At 41.4% G+C, this 16,761-nt stretch carries 18 protein-coding genes and 1 riboswitch; of the genes, 16 read left to right on the top strand and 2 right to left on the bottom strand.

Annotated elements, in window-relative coordinates:
• Positions 1 to 19: 19 nt before the first annotated feature.
• The 15 genes from ACTW1R_RS09060 (at position 20) to dat (ending at position 15,345) form a co-directional block, all read left to right on the top strand.
• The gene (locus ACTW1R_RS09060) at positions 20 to 991 is read left to right on the top strand and encodes a siderophore ABC transporter substrate-binding protein (protein WP_489927263.1); all 972 of its coding nucleotides are present in this window, start codon (positions 20 to 22) and stop codon (positions 989 to 991) included.
• A gap of 189 nt (positions 992 to 1,180) precedes the next feature.
• Entirely contained in the window at positions 1,181 to 1,513 is a 333-nt protein-coding gene (locus tag ACTW1R_RS09055) for a PadR family transcriptional regulator (RefSeq protein ID WP_005226229.1), read from the top strand.
• Positions 1,510 to 2,469 carry a permease prefix domain 1-containing protein gene (locus ACTW1R_RS09050; RefSeq protein WP_005226228.1) on the top strand — a complete coding sequence of 320 codons (960 nt, stop codon included), beginning with the start codon at positions 1,510 to 1,512 and terminating at the stop codon, positions 2,467 to 2,469. The genes ACTW1R_RS09055 and ACTW1R_RS09050 overlap by 4 nt, the downstream gene beginning before the upstream one ends.
• A 152-nt stretch (positions 2,470 to 2,621) precedes the next feature.
• Complete coding sequence (locus ACTW1R_RS09045; protein ID WP_270289944.1) at positions 2,622 to 2,825, top strand: hypothetical protein; 204 nt, start codon at positions 2,622 to 2,624, stop codon at positions 2,823 to 2,825.
• 306 nt (positions 2,826 to 3,131) lie between these two features.
• Positions 3,132 to 3,695, top strand: coding sequence for an alkyl hydroperoxide reductase subunit C (ahpC, locus tag ACTW1R_RS09040; protein ID WP_005226227.1), 564 nt, complete (start codon positions 3,132 to 3,134; stop codon positions 3,693 to 3,695).
• Between the two features lie 9 nt (positions 3,696 to 3,704).
• Positions 3,705 to 5,234, top strand: a complete 1,530-nt coding sequence (gene ahpF / locus ACTW1R_RS09035; protein WP_015509798.1) for an alkyl hydroperoxide reductase subunit F — start codon at positions 3,705 to 3,707, stop codon at positions 5,232 to 5,234.
• 349 nt (positions 5,235 to 5,583) lie between these two features.
• Positions 5,584 to 7,479 (top strand): endonuclease MutS2, encoded by a 1,896-nt coding sequence (locus ACTW1R_RS09030; RefSeq protein ID WP_159161490.1) that lies wholly within the window; start codon positions 5,584 to 5,586, stop codon positions 7,477 to 7,479.
• 287 nt (positions 7,480 to 7,766) lie between these two features.
• A riboswitch (M-box (ykoK) riboswitch) is annotated at positions 7,767 to 7,942 on the top strand.
• A 126-nt stretch (positions 7,943 to 8,068) separates the two neighbouring features.
• Positions 8,069 to 9,223, top strand: coding sequence for an FtsW/RodA/SpoVE family cell cycle protein (locus ACTW1R_RS09025; RefSeq protein ID WP_201290614.1), 1,155 nt, complete (start codon positions 8,069 to 8,071; stop codon positions 9,221 to 9,223).
• Positions 9,201 to 10,394, top strand: coding sequence for an FtsW/RodA/SpoVE family cell cycle protein (locus ACTW1R_RS09020; RefSeq protein ID WP_005226223.1), 1,194 nt, complete (start codon positions 9,201 to 9,203; stop codon positions 10,392 to 10,394). The genes ACTW1R_RS09025 and ACTW1R_RS09020 overlap by 23 nt, the downstream gene beginning before the upstream one ends.
• Positions 10,391 to 11,044: a phosphatase PAP2 family protein gene (locus ACTW1R_RS09015; protein WP_115232369.1), complete on the top strand. Its 654-nt coding sequence runs from the start codon at positions 10,391 to 10,393 to the stop codon at positions 11,042 to 11,044. Before ACTW1R_RS09020 ends, ACTW1R_RS09015 begins: the two co-directional genes overlap by 4 nt.
• Before the next feature lies 1 nt (position 11,045).
• A complete protein-coding gene (locus ACTW1R_RS09010) occupies positions 11,046 to 11,969 on the top strand; it encodes an LCP family glycopolymer transferase (protein ID WP_010748438.1) in 924 nt (307 codons plus the stop codon).
• Between the two features lie 211 nt (positions 11,970 to 12,180).
• Positions 12,181 to 12,597 (top strand): GNAT family N-acetyltransferase, encoded by a 417-nt coding sequence (locus ACTW1R_RS09005; protein WP_074933650.1) that lies wholly within the window; start codon positions 12,181 to 12,183, stop codon positions 12,595 to 12,597.
• 76 nt (positions 12,598 to 12,673) lie between these two features.
• A complete protein-coding gene (locus ACTW1R_RS09000; RefSeq protein ID WP_231588509.1) occupies positions 12,674 to 13,102 on the top strand; it encodes a hypothetical protein in 429 nt (142 codons plus the stop codon).
• Positions 13,103 to 13,265: 163 nt separating this feature from the next.
• Positions 13,266 to 14,366: an AI-2E family transporter gene (locus tag ACTW1R_RS08995; RefSeq protein ID WP_010748435.1), complete on the top strand. Its 1,101-nt coding sequence runs from the start codon at positions 13,266 to 13,268 to the stop codon at positions 14,364 to 14,366.
• A 121-nt stretch (positions 14,367 to 14,487) separates the two neighbouring features.
• On the top strand, positions 14,488 to 15,345 hold the full coding sequence (dat, locus tag ACTW1R_RS08990) for a D-amino-acid transaminase (RefSeq protein ID WP_271814546.1): 858 nt from the start codon (positions 14,488 to 14,490) through the stop codon (positions 15,343 to 15,345).
• 96 nt (positions 15,346 to 15,441) lie between these two features.
• On the opposite strand, the gene ACTW1R_RS08985 is transcribed toward dat, so the two are convergent.
• Complete coding sequence (locus tag ACTW1R_RS08985) at positions 15,442 to 15,615, bottom strand: hypothetical protein (RefSeq protein WP_005226215.1); 174 nt, start codon at positions 15,613 to 15,615, stop codon at positions 15,442 to 15,444.
• On the bottom strand, positions 15,615 to 16,280 hold the full coding sequence (locus tag ACTW1R_RS08980; protein ID WP_016609240.1) for an NAD(P)H-dependent oxidoreductase: 666 nt from the start codon (positions 16,278 to 16,280) through the stop codon (positions 15,615 to 15,617). Before ACTW1R_RS08980 ends, ACTW1R_RS08985 begins: the two co-directional genes overlap by 1 nt.
• A 165-nt stretch (positions 16,281 to 16,445) precedes the next feature.
• Between ACTW1R_RS08980 and ACTW1R_RS08975 the strand changes: the two genes are divergently transcribed.
• Positions 16,446 to 16,628: a hypothetical protein gene (locus tag ACTW1R_RS08975; RefSeq protein ID WP_016609241.1), complete on the top strand. Its 183-nt coding sequence runs from the start codon at positions 16,446 to 16,448 to the stop codon at positions 16,626 to 16,628.
• Positions 16,629 to 16,761 lie beyond the last annotated feature (133 nt).

Here is a 16,761-nt window from a genome sequence, read left to right as displayed (position 1 = left end):
ATTTCTAAGGAGGAAAAAAATGAAAAAAATTGTAGTAAGCTTTATGAGTATTTTCGTATTAGCGGGGTTGACCGCATGCGGATCAAATAATACTGGTACAATCGAATCGACAGGGACACAGCAAAGCCAAACTGCTCAGAGTGAACAGACACCGACAGAGGTTGAAATCACTGATAGCAATGGAACCGTTACTGTTCCTTATGCACCAGAAAAAGTGGTGGTTTTTGACAATAGCGCCTTAGACACGATGGATGCGCTTGGCCTTGGGGATCGAATCGTTGCTGCTGCGACCAGCAATTTACCAGATTATTTATCAGCGTATGCAGATGTTGAATCAGCAGGGGGAATCAAAGAGCCTGATTTAGAAAAAATCAATCAACTGCAGCCAGACCTAATCATTATTTCTGGGCGACAACGTGATTTCCAAGAGGAATTTTCTGCAATCGCGCCAACCGTTTTCTTAAGCGTTGACAATAGTGATACTTGGGCATCGATCGAAGCCAACATTACGACCATTGGTCAAATTTTTGGTAAGGAAGAGGAAGCGCAAGAACAACTAGCATCGTTACAAGGTCAGATCGATACCTTGAAGGAGCAAGCGCAAAATGCTGACGAGAAAGCCTTGGTTGTTATGGTAAATGAAGGCAATCTTTCTGCTTTTGGGCCAGGTTCTCGTTACAGTATCTTGTATGATACGTTTGGTTTCCCTGCAGTAGATGAGGAATTAGAGGCGTCGACACATGGACAAAGTATTTCTTATGAGTACTTGCTTGAAAAAAATCCTGAAATCATTTTCGTGATCGACCGGACAAAAGCGATCGGCGGCAATGAAAGTGAAAGTGAATTTGTTGCAAATGAAATCGTCCAAGAAACAAATGCTGGGCAAAACGATCAAGTCATTGAATTGGATGCTGCGGTTTGGTATTTAGCAGGTTCAGGCTTGGAGTCGATCCAACTAATGATGGACGATGTCAAACCAGCCGTTGAATAAATAGGTGAGAAAAGCAATCAAGTAATTAGGACACGCGTATCAGTTTACTGAGAATGCGTGTCCCTTTTTATTTTCCTATTTTCTAAGACCTACGACTGATTTTTGATAACTTTCCCTGCTTTACTTTACCTGTCGTAGTAATTGTTTTATAATTAGTACGACAGATGAAGTAATTTAGGAGGCGATTGCGTGATCTCGAGTGACGGAATTCGCGGCTATAACGACGCAATCATTTTATCCATTCTTTCCAATGAAGATTCTTATGGATATGAAATATCCAAGCGTATTCGCGAAGGAACAGATGCTTTATATGTGATTAAAGAAACGACGTTGTATTCCGCTTTTACTCGGTTAGAAAAACAAGGATTGATCCGCTCATATCCTGGAGAAGTGACGCATGGCAAAAAGCGGACGTATTACCAGATAACTGCAGACGGAAGAGCAAGCCTTACGGAGAAACTATTGGAGTGGCAGCAGACAAAGATCGTCGTTGACCAGTTCTTACAAGGAGGAGACAAATGAAAACCATTCATGACTATCTAGACAGCTTATTTTTATCAGTACCCATCACACCGGAAACCAAAAAGGCGAAAGAAGACCTCTTAGCGATTATGGAAGACCACTACTTAGAACTGATTCACCAAGGGAAAAGCGAGCATGAAGCCATCGGTGCAGTAATCAGTGAGTTTGGTTCCGTAGATGAGCTGTTGCAAGAGTTAAATGTTTCAAAAGAAGAAGCGCCGATTGATGATTGGTCCGATGCCATCACAGAAGACGATGCGTTTGATTATTGGGGAACTGTGCGACACTTTGCTTTCTCGTTATCTATAGGAATCGGTTTTTGTATCGCATCCCTAGCAGCCTTGATGCTCTTTGTTAGTATATATGCTGAGACCTTTGGAATAATGGTGATGTTTCTTTTTATCGCCATCGGGGTCGGTTTTATTATCTCTAGCAGCTTGCACTTTTCCGGTGCTCGTAAACAGTTGGATGATCGTCCAATAAAAAGGGATGCCAAACGAGAAGCCGCTCAGCAACTCGCAAATTATGAAAAAAGTTTTCGTATTGGTCTTGTTTTAGGAATTGGTGCCTGTATTTTATCAATTGCGCCTGTACTTTTAAGTGAATTGTTTTATTATTCTGTTGAATTTGGGATTTCCTTGTTTTTCTTGACGGTTGCAGCAGGTGTGTTCTTTATTATTTATGTAAGTATTATCCGTACAGGCTTTGCGAAGCTGGCAACTGAGACGTATTTTATTCGCGACGAAGACCATCCGGGGGATCGAGCAACACGTCATAAATATGGCGAATCCGCTGGTAGAGTTACCTTTTTTCGAACAGTATACTGGCCAGTGATTTTGGTCGTTTACATGCTTTGGTCCTTCATGTTTCATGCATGGGCTTACTCTTGGGTCATTTTTGTTATTGGTGGTGTCTTAGAGGACTACTTTATCGGACATACGAAAGCTAAAAAATAAGAGACACTTCAATCGAGAGTGCTTTCTTTACTTTTAAAAAAAGGAAGATTATAATACGCCTTGTAACTGAACCAATCAGAAAAAAACAGCGAGAAATATGGTTCTCTCAATGCTTTTAAAAAGTTCAGAATACAAGAAAAGAGGCAATGAATATGTTAGAAATTCATTATCTGAAAAATGGCAGCAAAGAAATAGCAACAGTCGAATCTCCGGAGCGCTTTCTCGCAAGTCAATACTTGGAAGTTCCACCTTTTCAAGACCATTACCCAGTCGAAGAAGTTTTTTTAGACGGTAAGCGGATTACATTGAGGGATCGAACGATCAGTGGATTGTTCAACTATTTAATTACTAAATAAAAAATTGCCTTTTTCTATGGCTCACTTTACTTGGTGAGGAATCATAGGAAGAGGCAATCTTTTTTATTTAATTGAGAATGAGAGGTGTAATTGAGAATCTAACAAGTAGGGAATTAAAATGGAAACGATTAGTCAAACTTACAACTATACTCTATTTGTATTGGATAGGAAATAAATATGCTCATTTCTGAGGAGGATAACATTTTTTTTGACTATTTCTGAATAAACTATTGCTTTTTATAGTTAGATATACTAATAATTAATAGAGATTATTCTCAAATAATTATTCTAATTGGAGGAAATGATATGTCATTAATTGGAAAAGAGATTGGTTCATTCGAAGCGAAAGCTTACCACAATGGAAAATTTATCGATGTTTCATCAGAAGATTTTAAAGGAAAATGGAACGTTGTTTGTTTTTACCCTGCAGATTTCTCATTTGTTTGTCCGACAGAGCTTGAAGATTTGCAAGATCAATATGCATCATTAAAAGAATTAGGCGCAGAAGTTTATTCTGTATCAACAGATACTCATTACACTCATAAAGCATGGCATGATCATTCTGATGCCATCAATAAAATCGAATATATCATGATTGCAGATCCTTCTCATGTGATCTCAGAGATCTTTGATGTACTAGATGAAGCTTCTGGGTTGTCTCAACGTGGAACATTCATCATTGATCCAGATGGCGTAGTCCAAACAGTTGAGATCAATGCGGACGGTATCGGTCGTGATGCTAGTGGCTTGATCGATAAAATCCGTGCTGCACAATATGTCCGTACTCATCCAGGTGAAGTATGTCCTGCAAAATGGAAAGAAGGCGAAGAAACTTTAACGCCAAGCTTAGACCTTGTAGGCAAGATTTAGGAGGCTCTCATGGCATTAGATAAGGCAATCAAAGACCAACTGACGCAGTATCTCGCGATGCTAGAATCAGAGGTTGTTTTTGCGGCAACTTTAGGTGAGGATGATTCTTCCACAAAAGTACGTGAATTCTTAGAAGAAATCGCAGAAATGTCGCCAAAAATCACTATCCAAGCTGTAGCAAGTGAACGGACACCAAGCTTTTCGATCAATCGTCCCGGTGAAGAAAGCGGCATCGCTTTTGCTGGTTTACCGTTAGGACATGAGTTCACTTCGTTTATTTTAGCGTTGCTTCAAGTAAGCGGTCGTCCGCCGAAAATTGACGAAGCACTTCAAAAGCGCATCAAAGCGATCGATAAGCCATTACATTTTGAAACCTATGTCAGTTTGACCTGCCATAACTGTCCTGATGTTGTTCAAGCGTTAAATATCATGGCAGTGCTAAATCCTTCCATCAGTCACACCATGATCGAAGGTGGGATGTTCAAAGAAGAAATTGACAAGAAAAAAATTATGGCTGTGCCAACCGTCTTTTTAGACGGTGAAGAATTTGCAAGCGGCCGTCAAACGATCGAACAGTTGTTGGAAAAAGCAGCTGGTCCGACGAGTAAAGATGACTTTGCTGAAAAAGAGCTTTTCGATGTGTTAGTTGTCGGTGGCGGACCTGCAGGCGGAAGCGCAGCGATTTATGCAGCGCGTAAAGGCATCAATACTGGGATGGTCGTCGAAACAATGGGTGGACAAGTAATGGAAACCCTTGGGATCGAAAACATGATCGGTACTCCTTATACCGAAGGACCAAAATTAATGCGTCAGGTAGAAGAGCACATCAACGAATACAATGTGGACGTGATGAAAGGGCAGCGTGCGAAAGATATTCGTCGCAATGATGTCATCGAAGTTGAATTAGAAAATGGTGCAGTATTAAAAACCAAAACGGCCATTTTAGCAACTGGCGCTCGCTGGCGTAACATCAATGTTCCAGGAGAAAAAGAATTCAAAAATAAAGGTGTTGCCTATTGCCCACATTGTGACGGTCCGTTATTTGCTGGGAAAGAGGTTGCTGTCATTGGCGGCGGAAACTCTGGGATCGAAGCAGCGATCGATTTAGCTGGCATGGCAAAACACGTCTATGTTCTTGAATTTTTACCGGAACTAAAAGCGGACCTTGTGCTACAAAACCGTTTGAACACGTTAGAAAATGTGACTGTTATTACGAATGCGGCAACGAAGGAAATTGCTGGATCCGATCATGTCGAACAATTGACCTACGTTGATCGAGAAACGAATGGCGAATTCACATTAGCTGTTGAGGGTGTCTTCATCCTGATTGGCTTGATGCCGAATACCGAATGGTTAAAAGATCGCATCGTTTTAAACGAACGCAATGAGATCGTCGTAGACAAACACGGCGCAACCAATATTGAAGGGGTCTTTGCAGCAGGGGATTGTACCGATAGTGTATACAAACAGATCATCACTTCAATGGGTTCAGGTGCGACTGCGGCATTAGGTGCCTTTGATCACCTGATTCGCTCGTAAGCGCCTTGCATCATTTAAAATCAAAAAACGTCTCAGGGGCTTCTAGGAGCTGCTGAGCGTTTTTTCTTTTTGTAAGGGCAGTTTGGGTGCAGTTGACAGAAGGACAGCTTCTATATTACAATGAAAAAAACTCGTTCAAAAAAGAAAGAGGTATATTGATGAGTGTCGTAGGTATCTAATCAGCCAATTAAAACAAATAAGCAAAAACTAGACTGTTTATTTGTTGTGCCTGTAGATACCGATAAAAATCGTTATTGATGAATCAGGTGATGGGAAACTATCGCTTTTTTTGTACACTTTTTTGGACGGGGATCTGATCGGAATCCTCAGGCACAAGAAAGGATAACTCATGAAGATACCTCAAGCAACTGAATTTGAACAAATTAAAGAACAAGTAAGTAAAAAAATAATCAGCGATTACGGCAAGGCGCGCTTTGCGAATGAAAAACCAGCAGCGACGATCCACTCTGCCCAAAAACGAGTGACAGAGACCACTGAAGCGATGGCGCTATTAGCCGCTGGTCGTCAAGTGCCTTTTATGGGGCTGCAGCATGTCTTACACCATACGGAGAAAATTGAAAAAGGGTTTGTTTTGGAACCACAGGAGCTTATCGAATATGGAGACTTTTTACGGTCTTTTCGAATCATCCGTCAATTGTTCGAAAAGAATCAATCGATTGCCCCAAGATTACATCAATATGCACAAGGTTTAGAAGACTTTTCTGAAATCGCCGAAATGATTTTCCAAAAGATTCGCAATGGTCAGGTTGATAGTAATGCCAGCCGAGAATTGCGGAAAATTCGCGGTACGATCGAAAAATATGAAGCTGATCTGAAAAAAGTTTTTGCAAAGTTTTTTAAGGAAAGTCGCTATTTACAAGAAAATCGTGTCATCAAAAAGAACGACCGATATACGTTACCTGTGCGTGCTGAATTTCAACAGCAATTTAACGGAACGATCATCGAACGTTCCAATAAACGAGCGACTGTCTTTATTGAACCTGAGGCAGCTGCCCGTTTAAATGATCGATTGATCTTGGCGCAAGCAGAAGAAACAGCCGCTCAATACCAAGTGTTGTCAGAGTTGACAGGGGCGATCGCCGAACAAATGAACGCCGTGTTTGCCTGTCTTGACATTTTAGTTGTGCTGGATATTATTTTTGCTCGGGGAAAATATTGTCGAGAAATCAATGGGCAGGCGATAACTATGACTGAGGAAGAAGTTTTGCTTTTTGATCACGTCCGTCATCCTTTGCTGGGGAGTGATGCGGTTCCTCTTTCTTTAAAACTTGGCGAAGAAAACCGCTGCATGGTCATCACGGGTCCAAATGCTGGAGGCAAGACCGTCGTCTTAAAAACCGTTGGACTTGTTTGCGCCATGGCTCATTATGGCTTATTTCCAGCACACAATGGCAAAAGCACTGTTCCGTTTTTAAAAAGTCTTTGGATGGATATTGGCGATCAACAAAGTCTGGAAAATTCTTTAAGTACCTTCTCTGGACACATGTCGAACATTGCTCAGATTATGAAGAATGCTACCCGACACAGTATTGTTTTATTGGATGAAATCGGCAGCGGTACTGAGCCCAATGAAGGGGCTGCTTTGGCGATCGTCATCATGGAATCCATCTATCGCTCAGGAGCTTTAATGATCGCAACAACGCATTATGGTGAAATCAAGCAGTTTGCCGTCGATCATCAAGATTTCGAAACAGCGGCAATGGCTTTTGATGCCAAAACCTTGACACCAAAATATCGCTTGCTGACGAATGCAGTCGGTGATAGTAATGCGTTTTGGATTGCCGAGAAGATGGCGATCCCCGTTGACGTAGTCCAGACGGCCAAGGAATATTTAAAGCATAAAACCTATTCTTTTGAGAAGCAGCCTTTTGAAAAGGGGAAGAAACAACCCCCTCAACAAGAAGCCAAGATAGATCTTATTTTTCAAAAAGGAGACTTGGTCTTTTCAACAAAGCATAACCAGCGCGGACTTTTTTATGAGTATTTGGAACAAGGACAAGCGAAAATTTCAATAGAGAAACAATTTTTTGTTGTTGCCGCACGTCGCTTGCAACTCCTCACAAAGCGAGAGGTGCTCTATCCCGCAGGTTATGATCTTGATCAGCTATTCGTTGAGTTTGCGCAGCGCAAGTTTACTCGAGATATTGAACGGGGATCTAAAAAAGCGCAGAAGCAGTTACGAAAAGCAGCGCAAGAACGGCAAACCAATCGACCAGTGGATTGATAAATCAAGAAAACTTTCAATCGATAGACCAAAATCAAGCAAGCAGTCCTTTTTCAGCACCTAGAAAAAGGACTGCTTTTTTAAAATGATCGTTTTTTTAATAACGTCCTTTATCGATGCCGTTCCTTTGTTTGGATGATTATTTTGGTTGTTTTTTCTTTATAGAGCAGAAAATATTCGAAATATCTAAATTCTTTAAGAAAAGTTAAAGAAAAATAAAAATAACAGAGAATTGGTTGTATCTTTATTCGAGGAAGGGTACCATTCATATTGGATTGAAAAATAACATATAACCTTGTTAGGTGAGGCTCCTATACAAACACAAGCTATTGCGCAGAAACGTCGAAAGACGCCAATGTGTAAAACAGGAATTGTCGGATTAAGGCTTTTCATAAAATAGCTAAGAGAGCAAATGACTTTCTTTACGTTGTATAGTGCTAAAACTCGGACGATGAGATTGCTGCTAAAGTCTGACGTCCTAAGAGAAGTGAGACTTTTTTGCTTTTCTTTCTGATGGATGACGAAGCTCATAGAGCAAAATAACTGGTACCGTCTGAACACCTACTCCAAGGCAAGAGGAGTGGAAGCAATGATAGAAAAAAAGAAGATCGATTGGCTGCTGATCATAGCTTATTTGCTATTGAGCCTTATCGGTCTTTTAATGATTTATAGTGCAAGTTCATACCGTTTATTAACGAGAGATCAACCACCAGCGTCGCTATTTATCCGTCAATTGGTCTTTTTGTTACTTAGCTGGGTTCTTTTATTCATTATTCAGCGGACGCGAAGAGAGATTTTGCTTAGCAAATACTTAGCGATCGGTCTGCTAGCATTTGGGATCATTACCTTGCTCTTAGCTCGTTTGCCCTTTTTCGGTGTCTCTGTTAATGGGGCACAACGCTGGGTCTCGATCGCAGGGATTCAATTTCAACCATCAGAGATTGTGAATGTAGGGATGGTCTTGTACCTTGCTCATTACTTTCAAACTGCAAAAACCACCTTGCAGGAAATGAAACGTCCGCTTTTCGTTTTGTTTTTGTGCTGTGTGTTGATCCTGATTCAACCGAAAGTAGCCGGTGTGATGATTTTACTCTTTTTAGCATTTGTCATGATAACTACGGTACAAGTTCCCGTGAAGCTGACGGCTCTTTTATTTGGTGGCTTAGTGATCAGTCTATTCCTGGTTGCCCTGTTGATCATGTTTTTAGGTGACAATGATTTATTGCCCCACATGTTTATGCACGTATATAACCGAATTCGCTTAGTAGGCGATCCATTCTCCGACCCTTACAATCAGGGGTTCCAAATGATCCATTCTTACTATGCTTTATTTAATGGAGGGCTTACTGGTCTCGGTTTAGGAAACAGTATTACGAAAAAAGGCTTTTTACCAGTTGCGGAAACCGATTTTATTTTTTCCGTTTTAGTAGAAGAGCTTGGCTTGCTTTTCGGGATTTTTGTTATTGGCTTATTATTCGTAATCATCTTACGTTTATTTATTCGTTCCGCAGCTATTGAAAACCCTCAGATTGGGTTGATATTGCTAGGAACAAGTACATTACTTTTGTTGCAAACAAGTATCAATATAGCCAGTATTTTAGGGTTGATGCCGATGACGGGGGTACCGTTGCCATTTATCAGCTATGGTGGCTCCAGCTACTTTATTCTTTCATTTGCCTTTAGTATGTGCCTGAAATTAGAGCGAGAGGAGGGCAAACGAAATGAAGTTCCTCAAACGACATGATGCAAACTATGCCTTGCTGCTACCCGTTTTTCTGCTTTTTTTGCTAAGCATTTGGGTACAACATCAAGCTTCTGTAATGGATGGCAATGATCCTTCTGGAATCGTTTTTCGACAGATCGTTTTTTGTGTTCTATCCGCCATCGCGCTCTTCGTTACAAGTTTGATCCCAACCAATTTGCTCTTACGCTTTTCGGGTCTTTTGTATGTATTGGCACTAGGTCTGATGGCTTCTCTTCATTGGTTCTACGATCAAACGATGTTTGAGCAGACGCATACCAAACGCTGGATCAGAATCGGCGACTTTACCATTCAGCCCTCAGAGTTTATGAAAGTGGCCTTTATGCTTTTTATGGTCTATCTCACCTTAGTATATGAAAAACGAAAAGCCGAACGGACCATTAAATCTGATTTGATCTACGTCACTAAGATCTTGCTTTATAGTATACCGACATTTCTATTGATGTTTATGCAACGGGACTTTGGTACGAGTTTAGTGTTTATTGTGATGTTAGGGGCTTTATTTATTATCTCGGGTGTTCATTGGAAAATTTTGACCGTAGTGATCGGTTTGATCGCAGCCCTCGGCGCTATTTTATTGCTGCTCGTGTTTACGGAATGGGGCAATCGTGTCTTGTTTCGACTTCATTTCTCGCAGTATCAATTAGACCGAGTGCGAGCTTGGGCAGATCCCCTAGCGTACCAAGACTCTATCGCGTTCCAACAAGTTCGCAGTATGTGGGCGATTGGCTCAGGAGGCTTATTGGGAGCGCCTGACACCCATACGACAGTGTACGTGCCGGTTCGTGAATCAGATATGATTTTTACAGTTATTGGTGAAACCTATGGCTTTTTAGGAAGTACCTTAGTGATCTTCTTGTATTTTTATCTCATCTATCAAATCATCTTCGCCGCGTTAAAAACGAATAACAAGGCGTCGGTCTATATCGCCATCACGTACGTTTTTGGCTTAGTCTTTCAGATCTTTGAAAATATCGGAGCGGCGATTGGGTTGTTGCCATTAACGGGAATTCCTTTGCCATTCTTAAGCCAAGGAGGAACCTCGTTGATTGCGATCAGTATTGCGATGGGAATTATTTTCGGGTTAGAAAAATTCCCGACTAAAGCGAAGAAACGATCGTACGCATTAAAAGAAAGTAGGGGATTAACATGAGCAAGACAGCAAAACAAGGGTTGATAGGTGGACTGCTTTGTAGCTGTTTCGCATGGTTGTTTTTCCTTGTAGCATTAGAGCCGCAGTGGTTCCAAACGCTTGATACCCTGTTTTCCCACGTGCCTCAATGGCGGACGGCTACAGTAGAAGCGATTTTTGTTCCGCTTGCTAGCACGGCAACGATCGTCCCCATAGCAGCTATTCATTTTCTATTGGCAGCAATTTTGTTTCTTCGGAAGAAACGGATCGAGAGTTTTTGGTTGATGGGAAATATGATCATAATCAGTGGTGTTGGCCAAGTGATCAAGAAATTCGTTGATCGCCCAAGACCGGAGTTTGCTGATAGTATGGAACGGGCGTCCGCCAGTTTTCCAAGTGGCCATACACTATTAGCGACCACGCTAATTATTTCTCTCCTCTTTTTCTTCGCACAAACAGCGCCTGGCCAAAGAGGCAAACGTCCTATTAGCCAAAAACTAGCTATGTTGTTGGGATTGGTTTATTTACTGCTTATTATGATGAGCCGCTTGCTATTTGGGGTTCACTATCCTAGTGACTTGTTAGCGAGTATCTTGTTGGCAAGTGGAATCAGTTTTATCACATCTGCTTTTGTATTTTCGTTCAAAAAAAGTGTGCGTAGGGGGAAGTAAAATGAGTACAGCGAAAAAACTGATAATTGTCTTCTTAGTACTGTTGATGGGCATCGTATCCGCCGGAACCGCCTATGCTATTAGGGTGTATTTTCAAGTAGAGGATGTTGTGGAGTCTATCCATCGACCGATCGAAGGGCGAGAAGAGGCGGAGGTTATCGAAAACGCCGAGCCCTTAAGTCTTCTCTTGTTAGGGATCGCCAATGACTCTCGTCGCAAAACGGATTACCGGGCAAACACGATCATGGTAGCGACGTTGAATCCTGCTACACGCAAAACGACCCTCACAAGTATTCCTCGAGATGCTTATGTGGAGATCGTTGGGCAAGGCTATCAGGATAAGATCAATCATGCCCATTCATTCGGTGGCGCAAAAATGATGATCGAAACTGTCGAACAATACTTGGATATACCGATTCATCATTATTTCTCCTTAAACATGGATGGGATGGCAGATCTTGTCGATGCGATTGGTGGAATCACGGTTGAAAATGAGTTTGCTTTTACGGCAGAAAAAATCGATTACCCAGAGGGGACGCTCGAATTAGATGGCTGGGAGGCACTTCAATATACTCGTATGCGCAAAGATGACCCCGAAGGTGACTATGGACGCCAACGTCGTCAGCGAGAAGTGACAGAGATTTTGGCGAATGAATTAGTTTCTCTATCAAGCGTGATGCGGATTCAGGATCTGTTAACGATTATTGGGGAAAATGGTGAAACAGATTTAACGTTTTCTCAGATGAGTCAACTATTCACCCAATATCAATCGGCACTCGTTACTGTCGAATCTTACCAAATGGCGGGTACTGGGTTCACTGGCGATGGCTTTAGAGGTGAATACGGTATCTCTTATCAAGAAGTGTCGCCTGAAGAACAACAAGCGACGAGTCAGCGTTTAAAAAGCGAATTAATGCTTGATTAAGTAAGCCTTGGGTTTAATTAGTAATAACACCACTTACTCTTTGTTCCTCTAGTAAATCGTGATTAGAGTTGACAGCTGCTTTTCCTCAGGATACTCTTTAGTCAAGCAAAGCAATTCGGCTTGAAGGGTAGCAAGAGCCTGTTCGGAGAAGGACTGTTAACTCTTTATTTGTTGCTATATCGTTTGGTTAAAAGTTACAAGGGGGAAAAGAATGACTGTCATCTTTAAAGATCAATTACCAGCGGATTCAAATCAGATTCTCGCTTTATATAAATGTGTTGGCTGGGTCGCCTATACGAAAGAGCCAGAGCGACTATTAAACGGCCTAGCTCAGTCACAGGTGATCACTGCCTATGTTGAAGAGCAGCTAGTCGGACTTATTCGATGTATAACCGATGGACAAACTATTCTTTATATTCAGGATCTGTTAGTAGCGCCAGCGTTCCAACGTCAAAAAATTGGCCAGCGATTGCTCAAAAAAATGCTGGCGAGATATCCATCGATTCGACAAAAGGTTTTGATCACGGACAACACAGAGAAAACGCGCCGATTTTATGAGTCTTGCGGCTTTTCCTCAGTAGAAACGCAGCAAATTGCAGCATTTATTTATTTACCTAAAAACGAGTAAATAGCCAGAGACCCGATCGCTAGTTGAAAATGGTCAATTTATTAACGGTTTTATGTTTGATGAAGGAGTGGGAGAAATGAAGCTGCGATTTGCGTTATTTGTGTTAAGTTTAGTGATTGGTGTTGGCGCATGTGGAGGAAGCATGCTGGCGTTTATGAGTATTGAGCCATTAAGGAAAGGACAGTCATTTGCTGGGTTGGAATCGTCCATGCTCCAAGGAACGCCATTTACAACATTTTTGATTCCCGGGGTGTTTTTGCTAATTGTGTTAGGACTGGGCAATTTATTGTCAGCTATCCGATTGTGGCGCAACCAAGGGTATCATGGCGAATTGCTTTTAGGCATCTGTTTAGTTATCTGGATCATTGTTCAAGTGATTTTATTAAGGGGCGGGAATGTTTTGCATCTGATTTTCTTAGTGTTAGGTTTACTCCAGCTCGGTGTGGCAGCTTACTGTATCAAACACTTGCAACTCTCGGTTCCTTTTTCTGCTCATCAAAATTGATTTTTGCAGAAGGGTTTTATGGGGGAAATAATTAAATTACTCAAAAGTTTCCTATGTAAAACGTGGATTTTTGAAAAAATATTCGCAAAAGGATCATTCGCTTAAAAAATTATGATAAACTGAAAGAAGTGAACGTATTTTCTAGAATCAGGAGGATCAATTATTGGAGTTTCTTAAAAAATCAAAAATTTTTGCAGGTCTGGTGATCGTCTGCCTTTTAGGGATCGCCGTCTGGATCTATTCAAATATACTGTTTGTTTTTCGACCATTAGAAGCAATCTTTTCTAGTGTCTTTTTACCTGTACTGATATCCATTTTTATTTTTTATATCTTTTTGCCTTTCTTTAATTGGGTAAAAAGAAGGACGAAAAAGAAAAGCATTGCGCTGTATGCGACACTGTTGTTGATCGTTTTTGCAGCCTATTTGATCATTCAGGTGATTGGACCCGCATTAGCCTATGAGATGGGACGCTTTATCAATCAAATACCCGTTATCATCAATTTGGTGATCGATAACATCGATCATTCCTATTTGGAGGAACTTTTCGGTCCTTTCATTGATTCGATCGATATTTCGCAAGCGAGCAATTTCGCTTTGCAGTTTATTACCGGGGCAACGAATAGTCTGACGAGTTTGATCTCCATCGTTTCTCACTCAGCGATCGTTTTGTTTACGATCCCACTGCTCTTAGTCTATATGTTTAAAGACGGTGAGAAAGTGCCAGACTTTTTAGCAAACAAAACACCGAAAAAGTATCAAGGTTTGATGCGTCAGTTATGCAGTGATTTCCACCAAGCAGCGTCTGCTTATATTGGCGGGAAATTGCTTGTATGTTCGTACGTTGCCGTTTCCAGTTATTTGATTTTTTCTTTGCTAGGTTTGCAGAATGCGTTGCTTTTAGGCCTGATTTGCGGTGTCTTGGATATCATCCCATACTTCGGACCATTTATTGGAGCGGCACCCGCATTTCTATTTGCTTTAAGTTTAGATATCCGGACTGCCATTTTATTGGTAGTGGGCATCACGATCATTCAATTGGGTGAATCGTATCTAGTTTCACCTCTGGTAATGAATAAAGTGTTGCATATCCATCCGATTATTGCGGTGTTCTTATTATTGATCGCAGGCAACTTGCTGGGATTTGTTGGTATGATCGTTGCACTTCCAGTGTATTCGATCATTATGGCGATGTCTGGCACGCTACTCCGTTTTTTCCAGGAACGCAAACTAGAACGTTCTGTGATCGATAAGGAGTCATTGTAACAATAAAACTTGCTGTTGAAGAAATCTTCATCAGCAAGTTTTTTGTTTTAGATGACACATAGCACGGTACAAAGACTCATGCTATACTGATTGAAACGAAAACGACGATAGGAGTGAGGAAATGAAGGTTTTGTGGAATGATCAGATCGTTGATCGAGAGGTAGTGAGAATTGATATCGAAGACCGTGGCTATCAGTATGGTGATGGGATCTATGAAGTTATCCGAATATATAATGGCCACTGTTTTATGTTAGCGGAGCATATGGCTCGATTGGAAAGCAGTGCACAAAAAATTAAGCTAACGTTACCCTATTCGATTCCCCAATTGACTGAAAACCTAAAGTTACTCATTAAGACTGAAGGAATCACAGAAGGAGAAATCTATCTTCAGATCACCCGAGGAATCGCTTCTCCGAGAAATCACGAGTTTCCACCAGCTGGATCGGTCAAAGGGGTGGTGACGGCAAATGTGATCCCCTTTGAACGACCAGATGAAATGCAGCAAGCAGGGCTTTCGGCAACCGTCCTTCCTGATGAACGCTGGTTGCATTGTGATATCAAATCATTGAGTTTGTTAGGGAACCTTTTGGCGCTGGATCAAGCGATCGAAGCTGGTTTCGATGATGCGTTACTGCAACGAGATGGCTTTTTTACAGAAGCATCTGCATCCAATCTCTGGTTTGTCATTGATGGGATCGTCTATACTCATCCGGACGGGCGCTTGGTGTTACCGGGAATCACGAAATTGAAGGTCCTTCAGTTGTGTCGCCAATTAGAAATTCCCTATCGAGAAGAACCCGTCCCGATTGAGGCACTATGCGACACGCAAGAGTGTTTCTTGACCAACTCAGTTTGGGAAATCGTTCCGATCGTTGCCATTGATGGGAAACCCGTTGGCACTGGCGTATTGGGTTCAATCACGAAACAATTGCAAGCAGCGTATATCGCTGCCACAAAGAATAAAAGCGATTCATTGTGATTATGCAATAGAAACCACCTAAAAAAGCTTTGGCAACACCCAGTATTTTTAAGGCTGGGTGGGACCAAAGCTTTTTCTTGCGTTGAAAATTATTCCTTACCATTCACTAGGGTTCCACAACTTCCCGTCAAGTTCTCCTTGTTTCAATTCGATGCGGGTTTCTTGCTGCTGCAACAACTGTCCCAGCTCTTGCAAAAATGCTTTTTCATGGTAATCAGTGGTTTCTTGAATGGATTGTTCTATCAGCGGTGTTAGCCAATCATGCCCCATCAAAGCACCTCCAATTCAGCTAAAGCATCTTCTAATTCGTTCAATGTTTCATGGTTTTCCTGCAACAGGGATAGCAAAGGAGCAAGCTGCGGTTTTTTAGAAACCAAATGTGCCAGTTTCTCAGCAAACCATTGTTGCTTTTGGTCAAACGTAAAGGGAGCGGGCATCGATAATAATTGCTGATAGGCAATGACAAAGGCACGCTTTTCTTTTTCCGTTTTATACATCAGTTGGTCAAGGACAACGATGGGTAACACGGTCATTTGGTGTTTTTTTGCCATCAGTACGAGTGGATGCAAAATTTCGTTAAAGGTCGTATTTTCTCGACCGCCTAACTGAAATTCTTTGGCAGCAACACCAGTAGAAACGGCGAAACTGATTTCTTTTCCCACCAAAGCAGGCGCGCAATTTTCCCAAACCGTATCGATCCAAGCTTTCATTTTTGCCGGAACACTGTACCAATATAAGGGAAATTGTAAAACCAAACGGTCACAGTTTTGCAGCAGCGCCTGTTCATCGGCAAGAGAAAAGTCAGAAAAATCATCAAGAAAGTGTATGGTGACATTAGGAAGTTTGGCACTTTCACTGAAAAAACGTTGGGAAAGAGAGTTGTGGAAATCTGGGTGGCTAGCCACCACTAAGGTTTTTATCATGAGATTGATCATCCTTTCCTACTACATGTACCATATTTTACCAGAAAGGGAAACTAGTCTGCTTTGCTTTTCGTAGTGTTGGTCCTCTTTTAGTTTGATTTAAGGTACCTCGTCTATATTCATTGATAAGGAAGTGTCAGTAACAACTTACACGTGAAGGAAATGGGGGAATAGAGGATGGAATCAAATGATCCCTTGATCAAAGGTCTAGCAAATGTAGTAATGTTCGCCGCCAATACAATGGAATATGTCGAAAATAAACTTGTCAGTTGCCGACAACGAATATCTGGAAAGCAACCCTCAAAAGAAAGTGACTATGGCAATGGGCAAGAGTTTACAGAATTGACTGCGCAAAAATGATAGATAGAGAGAAAATAGAAGAAGTGACTCACCAGGTAAAAGGTGAGCCGCTTTTTTACTGTCAAGTTCTTCATCATCAGTTGGTACTTTTCTTGAGGGAAGGTATAATGAGTAAATGAAGCATAGTGGAGAG

This window comes from Enterococcus sp. R12 (assembly GCF_058135755.1).
This window is presented reverse-complemented; position numbering and strand designations above follow the sequence as displayed.

Coding starts and splice junctions, on each gene's coding strand:
- ACTW1R_RS09060 (WP_489927263.1), top strand. CDS start 20: ATGAAAAAAATTGTAGTAAGCTTTATGAGTATTTTCGTATTAGCGGGG.
- ACTW1R_RS09050 (WP_005226228.1), top strand. CDS start 1,510: ATGAAAACCATTCATGACTATCTAGACAGCTTATTTTTATCAGTACCC.
- ACTW1R_RS09045 (WP_270289944.1), top strand. CDS start 2,622: ATGTTAGAAATTCATTATCTGAAAAATGGCAGCAAAGAAATAGCAACA.
- ahpC (WP_005226227.1), top strand. CDS start 3,132: ATGTCATTAATTGGAAAAGAGATTGGTTCATTCGAAGCGAAAGCTTAC.
- ahpF (WP_015509798.1), top strand. CDS start 3,705: ATGGCATTAGATAAGGCAATCAAAGACCAACTGACGCAGTATCTCGCG.
- ACTW1R_RS09030 (WP_159161490.1), top strand. CDS start 5,584: ATGAAGATACCTCAAGCAACTGAATTTGAACAAATTAAAGAACAAGTA.
- ACTW1R_RS09025 (WP_201290614.1), top strand. CDS start 8,069: ATGATAGAAAAAAAGAAGATCGATTGGCTGCTGATCATAGCTTATTTG.
- ACTW1R_RS09020 (WP_005226223.1), top strand. CDS start 9,201: ATGAAGTTCCTCAAACGACATGATGCAAACTATGCCTTGCTGCTACCC.
- ACTW1R_RS09015 (WP_115232369.1), top strand. CDS start 10,391: ATGAGCAAGACAGCAAAACAAGGGTTGATAGGTGGACTGCTTTGTAGC.
- ACTW1R_RS09010 (WP_010748438.1), top strand. CDS start 11,046: ATGAGTACAGCGAAAAAACTGATAATTGTCTTCTTAGTACTGTTGATG.
- ACTW1R_RS09005 (WP_074933650.1), top strand. CDS start 12,181: ATGACTGTCATCTTTAAAGATCAATTACCAGCGGATTCAAATCAGATT.
- ACTW1R_RS09000 (WP_231588509.1), top strand. CDS start 12,674: ATGAAGCTGCGATTTGCGTTATTTGTGTTAAGTTTAGTGATTGGTGTT.
- dat (WP_271814546.1), top strand. CDS start 14,488: ATGAAGGTTTTGTGGAATGATCAGATCGTTGATCGAGAGGTAGTGAGA.
- ACTW1R_RS08985 (WP_005226215.1), bottom strand. CDS start 15,615: ATGGGGCATGATTGGCTAACACCGCTGATAGAACAATCCATTCAAGAA.
- ACTW1R_RS08980 (WP_016609240.1), bottom strand. CDS start 16,280: ATGATCAATCTCATGATAAAAACCTTAGTGGTGGCTAGCCACCCAGAT.
- ACTW1R_RS08975 (WP_016609241.1), top strand. CDS start 16,446: ATGGAATCAAATGATCCCTTGATCAAAGGTCTAGCAAATGTAGTAATG.